A 6,821-nucleotide genomic window follows, 5' to 3' on the forward strand; every position below is an offset into this window, starting at 1 on the left:
TCATGAAATCACTTTTTCGGCTTGCAGCAGGGGCGTGCCTGTCGGTCTTGGCCATTTCAGCGACTGCGCAGGAAGTAGACCTGACAATGGTGATGATCCCTGGGCCGGGATCGACCTATCAGACCGCAATCGAGACCGTTCCCGATAGGATTGCAGCCGCAACGGATGGCCGGGTGCAGGTCACGATCAACAATTCACTCGTGAAGGGCACACAACTTGCCCCCTCCGTGCGAGACGGGCGTGCACAGATGTCTGCCGTGCTGCATCCTTATCTCAGCTCTGGTGATCCGCTGATGGGACTGCCGCATCTGCCGGGTCTGATCGAGAGTATGGAGGAGTACAAGTTCGTCTGGGATGCGTTCTATGGCGAAATGCTGGCCGACATCTGGCTGGACAAATGGAACAGCGTCGTTCTGGCCGAAGGGGCGTTTTGCACTCAGAACCTGTGGTCGACCACTCCGATACAGAGCATCGAGGATTTCAAGGGCAAGAAGGTCCGGGTCAACAACACTGAATCCGCGACCCTGCTGAATGCGCTTGGCGCCAAACCGACACCGATCGCCTGGGGTGAAATCCCCTCCGCGCTGCAGCGCGGGTTGATCGACGGCATTATGGCGTCCAGCTGTGCCGGGTATCAGCAAGGTTTCGGTAAGGTGACCACCTACCTACAGAACTGGAAGACCGGTCCCATCGTTGGCTGGGCGATGTTGGTCAACAAGGATGTTTGGGCGGATGTGCCTGCCGATCTTCAGGAGCTGATCAAGGCCGAGATGCATGCGATCCAGGAAGAAGGCTTTCACGGCTATTACGAGTACCAGAACATGATGGAAGCCAAGATCGCCGAGCAGGGCGCCGAATTCTGGGTCGCGCCCGATGACAAGCTCGCCGAGCTGTTCGTGCCGGAATATACCGACGGGGTCTATGACGCCTGGTATGCGCGTGCAGACGAAGCGGGTGTCGATGGTCGGGCCATCGTCGCAAGGGTCCGCACGGTTCTGGGCAAGTAACACGCCGCGCTGATCACCTGCACGACGGTGATTGATTGTCGCTTTTTGGGCGCCGCCGGATGTTGTCCGGCGGCGCCTTTCGTGGGGCAAGCCGCAATGCTTTGCGCGGTTCAGCCCAAGCGTCAAGGCGCGGTGACGGCTGTCAGCAGGACCCCGTGCTGTTGAGGATCAGATCGGCGGCCCGCCAGGCGATGGCAATCACCGGCCCGTTGGTGTTGCCCGATGGCAGTGTCGGCATGACCGAGGCGTCGATCACCCGCAGCCCCTGCACCCCGCGCACCCGCAACTGTGCGTCAAGAACGGCTTCTACGTCCGATGCTGGTCCCATTTTGCAGCTGCACGCCACATGGAATCCGGGAGAGCCGTTTTGGACAAACGCGGCGATGATATCGTCTTCGGTTAAGACATCAGGACCTGGCAGCAGTTCCTGCGCGACAAGCGATTTCAGTGGATCTTGTGCAAACATGTGACGAATAAAACGCAGAATGCCGACCGAGATACGCCGGTCGTTTTCCTCGGCCAGATAGTTGGCAAAGATCGTCGGAGGCGCGTGGACATCCGCAGATCGCAGATGAACAAACCCCCGGCTTTCCGGGCGCGTTGGCAGTCCGGCACATTGGATGCCGGGATAGGGGTCGATGGCATAGCTCTCGGGATCAAAAGACAGCGGTCCGATGGCAAGCTGCGCATCGGGCCGGGTTGGGTGGACGGCTCTGATAAAGGCATTCACGTCATAGACGCTTGTGGTCAGAACCCCCTTTCGGAGCAGCAGATACTTCAACGCGCTGCGGACAAGGCGCCACCCGCGAAGCTCTCGGTTGTAGCTCGGCCCGGATTTGAGCCGGAACTTTGTGGTCAGGAAGCGATGTTCACGCAGGTTCTCACCCACGCCCGGACTGTGATGAAGCGGGGCAATCCCGAGCTTTTTCAGCCGTGTCGCGTCGCCGACACCCGATAGCTCAAGCAGTTTGGGGCTTTCGATGGCACCACCGCTTAGAATGATCTCCCTGCCATAGTACGTCTGCCGCGCGTTGCCGCCGACAAGGCATTCGATCCCAATGGCCTTTCGGTCTTTGAAAAGAACCCTCGCCGCCGTGGTCCGTGTCATGATCTTCAGGTTGCTGCGCCGTCGGGCGTGTTTGAGGAAGCTGTTGGCGGTGCTGACGCGGCGGCCCCGGTGAATGGTGCGCGAGACATAGCCGATGCCTTCCTGGTCGGTCATACCATTGAGATCCCGCCGGACTGGCAGCCCCGCAGCGGCCCCTGCGGCGATGATCGCATCATTGCTTGGATGATGGCCCGGAAAGATCGAAATCGGCATGACCCCCTGACCCCCACGTATGTCACTTTCACCCAGCTCATGGCGTTCGACTGCGATGTAGGCACTGCGCATGTCGTCCCAACCCCAGCCCGGATTTCCAAGCGCTTGCCAGTCATCGTAGTCTGCGGCTTGGCCTCTGACATAGACCATGCCGTTGATCGCACTCGACCCTCCAAGGGTTTTGCCGCGTATCCAGGCCTCCTTGCGGTGTGGATGGGTGATGTCTTCGATCGGATAGGACCACAGGTATTTCGGGTTGTTTCGCAGTTTTGCGATCCCCTTGGGCATCGCGATCAACGGGTGATTGCCCGTCCCGCCGGCCTCGATCAGCAACACGCTGGTATCGGGGTTCTCGGACAGCCGGAAGGCCAGCACGCAACCGGCCGACCCTGCACCGACGATGATGTAATTGTATTCCATGGATTATTGCTCTGGTTCGGGGGCATGCAGGGGTGTTTTGAAAGGCGCTGTGCATCTCAGGCAGGCAGAAACGGCTTGACAGAAACACGGGTTATATCGCTATCTTGCTCATATGGTATACCATAATACAATATGATTAGGATTGATATGGTTTATCCAAATCAAGATGGGAGAAGATCAGATGTCAGAACTTTTCGACAAGGGATTGAAAGTCCGCCGGGAGTTACTGGGCGATGAATATGTCGACAAGGCGTTCAGTGAGGCCACATCGCTGACCGAGGATTTCCAAACCATGATCACCGAGTTTTGTTGGGGTTCGGTCTGGGCGCGTGAAGGATTTCCGCGCAAATACCGCAGCATTGTGAACCTCGCGCTGCTGACCGCATTGGATCGACCGAACGAGTTTCGCATGCATGTCAGGGTGGCGTTAAAGAACGGTCTTACACCAGAAGATATCCGTGAGATCCTTCTGCAATGCGCTGCTTATGCCGGTGTGCCGGCTGCGTTTGACAGCTTTCTGATCGTGAAGGAAGTGCTTGAGGAGATGGAAGGCGAAAGCCCGGCAACGTAAGCGGCGCAAACCTGCGCCGCTCCATTCTGTCAGATGCAGGCTTGGGGACTAAGCCATAGCCACATGGCAGACCTGTCTGAGGACATCTGCTACATTCGCCATATAGGCGTCGTCATATCCTGAAGCGTTCTCTAGCACGCTGAGGAATGCGCAGGACGTTCCGGTTGTCGGATCGACCATGAGAAACTGACCACCATAGCCTGAATGCGCTATGAGCCTGCCATCTGTCATCAGGTGATTGGAGTAGCGCAACCATGCTTTTGGCGGGGCCAGGGCAGGGGCCATTCTGTTCAGGCTTTGGGATGTGAACCCTGCATTTGCGATCTTACCGCCGGTTTGTCCCTGTGCTGCACGCCCCACAAACAGGCCGAAGCGGGCAAGGTCACGGGCGCTCAGGCAGCCTCCGCCGGAAAAGGCCGGGTGACCTTCCTTGCTGAGGCTGATGTGAAACGCGCCTTCATACCCGACCACATCGGCAATGTCTTCGATCAGCCGTATCAGCGGCGTCGGAGAAACCTTGGCCGCGACAAGGGTCAACACGTCTGTGTTTGCGGATTTGTAAAGCACCTGGTTCGGGGTAGGGCCCGCCCGGTAGCCAGAGATCGAGGTGGCGAAATCCTGCAATGTGGTCTCTTCCTGGCCGGGGGCAGGCAGGCGCCAACCAAGGGCAATTTCCTCCCTGAAGCAATCTGCATAAGGATCGGCGTAATCCTCAGAGAAATCATTGACGACAGCCATGTCCAACAGCGATTGCAACGGCGCGTCCGCATAGCCCGGTCCGATGTCTGGCAGATATGCACGTACCGGCGCCTCGAGGGATAAATGGCCCTGGTCCAGCAAGTGACCCATAATCAAGTGCATGTGTAATTTGGTCACCGATTGGATGGAGTGGGGCCGCGCGGTAGAAAAATCAGGCGCGGCGGCTTCCGCGAAGATCCGGCTGTCGCGCAGGCAGCAGAAGGCCGAGAACGCGGGATGTGCGATGAGGCGCGCCAAGTCAGGGATCTGTGGTGTGAGATCGGTCGTTGCGGGCTCCAGCATCAGCACGTCACGCGAACGGACCATCAGCGCCCGACGAAACAGATGATGCGCGTTGTGAAACCCGTGCCGACGATGCGCGGGCCGGTTCCAGCGTTGCTTGTTGTCAGGTCCCACCGTCAGGTCGGGGTTCGGGGTGGTCCCTTGCAGGCTCACAAGGATGTCACATGGATCAGGGCATCCACCGCGACGATATGATCTGGGTAGATGAACATCGGGTTGATCTCTATTTCAGCAACGCTCTGACGGTCCTGAATGAAGATCTCGCAAAGATGGTGCAACGCGTCCGCCAGCTTGTCGACATCTGCGGGCGCGCGCCCCCGGAACCCATTGAGCAATCGCGCCGCCCGCAAGGAATTGAGCGCTTGGGCGATATCGTCGGGCGTGGCCGGTAGCAGCAGCGTTACCGCATCGCCCACAAGTTCGGTCAAGACCCCACCACTGCCCAGCACCAGCGCGGGCCCGAATTGCGGATCCGATCTCAGGGTGACGATCATCTCGGCCAAAGGTGTCGGAGACATGGCCTCAACCAGAAAGCTGTCAGTGACAGCATGTGCATCATACTCGGCGACGGTTCGCTTCATTTGGGTCAGGGCGACGTCAAGCGCCCGGTCATCGTTGATGCCCAAAGCCACCGCGCCCGCCTCGGTCTTGTGGGCCAGGTTTGGTGACATCATTTTGAGCGCGACGGGAAAGCCGATCTGCTGCGCGGCGTTCTTTGCCTCTTTGGCGGTCACAGAGCGACCATTGGGGATGCTGCCACCGCGCGACGAGAGCCACGCCTTGCCCGCATCCTCGGTTAGCATGTGCGGCGCATCGGATGCGATGCCCGCAAGCAATGGCGCAGGCCGTGCGTCCGCGATGCGCCTGCGCCGGTCCGACCATACGGCAGCGTCACGCATCGCGTTCAACGTCTCATGGATGCCCTGCATGGGAGCCACGCCGAGAGAGATCAGACGCATACGTGTTTCTTCGCTAGTGTTCTCGGGCAGGGTGGCGCAGATCGCGGCCGGGATGCCCTGTTCCTGCGCGGCCTGGGCAAAGGCGCCCGCGTCGTTTTCATAATAGATCTTGGAAGCATCCAGCCCCGGGGCCGGGTAGTCCTGTACCAAAACGGCTGCATCGGCGTTTATGGTTGTCAACGCCGTAGAGAAAACCGGATAGGTATGCTCTGGCTGCCCCCAGATCGGTGTTGTGTAATCCAACGGGTTCGACACCGTGGCGATGTCGGGCAGCAGGTCGCTGAGCGCGGTGTGGCCTTCTGTGCCCACCTCAGGGAAACTCAGCCCGATCTTTTCAGCGTGGTCCGCCAGCATGGTGGCGCCCCCGCCCGAGCAGGTGAACCCGGCCACGCGGGCACCCGCCGGAGCGCCCACCACACAAAGGAATTTCAACGTTTCCAGAAACTGCGCCGGGCTGGTCACGCTGATGACACCTGTGCGCGCAAAGAGCGCCTCGTAAAGCTCATCCGATCCCGATAGCGAGCCTGTGTGGCTGACAGTCAGCGCGGCGCCGATGGCCGAACTGCCGGTCTTGAGTGCGACGACGGCCACGCCGCGTTCGATCGCTTTGAGCGCGGCCCGTTCAAAGGCAGGAATGTCTTGCAGCCCTTCGATATGCAATCCGATGGCGCGCACGGCGGGGTTTTCTGAGAAGGCGTCCAGAAAGTCTTCCAGACCCAGAACCGCCTGATTGCCTGCAGACACCATGTAGGCCAGCGGCAGCGATCGCGCGCTCATGGTGATGTCTGACGAGAACATACCCGACTGCGTGATGATCGCCGCGCCATATCCGGGTGACCAGCCACCATGTTCAAAAGACCAAAGGGCAGCGTTGTCGATATAGTTGATCAGGCCATAGCAATTGGGCCCGATCAGCGCCATGTCGCCGGTTGCCTCGATCAGGGCCTGTTCAGCCCTGGTATCGCCTGTTTCCTTGAAACCTGCGGAAAAACAAACGACCCCTCTGACGCCCATCTGCGCCAGTTCGCGCAGCGCTGTAACGACGCCGCCTGCCGGAATCGCCAGATAAACGGCGTCAGGCACCTCGGGCAGGTCGGCAATCGCGGGCACGCAGTGGACCCCGTCCAGATCGGTGCGTTTGGGGTTTACGGCCCACATTTGTCCCTGAAAGCCCCGCCTGCGCGCTTCGCGCACGGCGATTGTGGCATCGCGCCCACCGATAAAGGCGATGTGGCGAGGCTTCAGCAGACGCTGAAAATTGGCGCGGCGCTGTGGGGTCATGCGCCAAGCGGGCGCAGGATGGAGCGCGTGATAATATGACGCTGGATTTCCGAGGTGCCATCCCAGATCCGCTCTAGGGTCTGTTGAGATTCAGGATTCCCTAACAGCTTAAGTTCTGATCAGCTCCCAAAAGGGAGGCGAAATGGACAGGGGTGAGATCTGGTGGCTCCGAGACACACAAAGGGGGAAAGAAGCCGACATGCAGTTAGATTAGCACCTAA

At 59.4% G+C, this 6,821-nt stretch carries 5 protein-coding genes; 2 read left to right on the forward strand and 3 right to left on the reverse strand.

Going from position 1 to position 6,821, the window contains the following annotated elements:
• The first annotated feature begins 2 nt into the window (after positions 1–2).
• A complete protein-coding gene (gene dctP / locus HEP69_RS08450) occupies positions 3–1,007 on the forward strand; it encodes a TRAP transporter substrate-binding protein DctP (protein ID WP_290558111.1) in 1,005 nt (334 codons plus the stop codon).
• A 142-nt stretch (positions 1,008–1,149) separates the two neighbouring features.
• Here dctP and HEP69_RS08455 read toward each other — a convergent pair whose 3' ends face one another.
• Entirely contained in the window at positions 1,150–2,748 is a 1,599-nt protein-coding gene (locus tag HEP69_RS08455) for a GMC family oxidoreductase N-terminal domain-containing protein (protein ID WP_290558112.1), read from the reverse strand.
• Between the two features lie 181 nt (positions 2,749–2,929).
• Here HEP69_RS08455 and HEP69_RS08460 point away from each other — a divergent pair, with 181 nt between their 5' ends.
• On the forward strand, positions 2,930–3,319 hold the full coding sequence (locus tag HEP69_RS08460) for a carboxymuconolactone decarboxylase family protein (protein ID WP_290558113.1): 390 nt from the start codon (positions 2,930–2,932) through the stop codon (positions 3,317–3,319).
• Positions 3,320–3,367: 48 nt separating this feature from the next.
• On the opposite strand, the gene HEP69_RS08465 is transcribed toward HEP69_RS08460, so the two are convergent.
• Both HEP69_RS08465 and HEP69_RS08470 read right to left on the reverse strand, forming a co-directional pair.
• Positions 3,368–4,513: a serine hydrolase domain-containing protein gene (locus HEP69_RS08465; protein WP_290558114.1), complete on the reverse strand. Its 1,146-nt coding sequence runs from the start codon at positions 4,511–4,513 to the stop codon at positions 3,368–3,370.
• The gene (locus HEP69_RS08470) at positions 4,510–6,600 is read right to left on the reverse strand and encodes an acetate--CoA ligase family protein (protein ID WP_290558115.1); all 2,091 of its coding nucleotides are present in this window, start codon (positions 6,598–6,600) and stop codon (positions 4,510–4,512) included. Before HEP69_RS08470 ends, HEP69_RS08465 begins: the two co-directional genes overlap by 4 nt.
• Positions 6,601–6,821 lie beyond the last annotated feature (221 nt).

It is taken from the genome of Aestuariivita sp. (assembly GCF_021404545.1).
In the GTDB taxonomy this organism is placed as follows: Bacteria; Pseudomonadota; Alphaproteobacteria; order Rhodobacterales; family Rhodobacteraceae; genus Aestuariivita.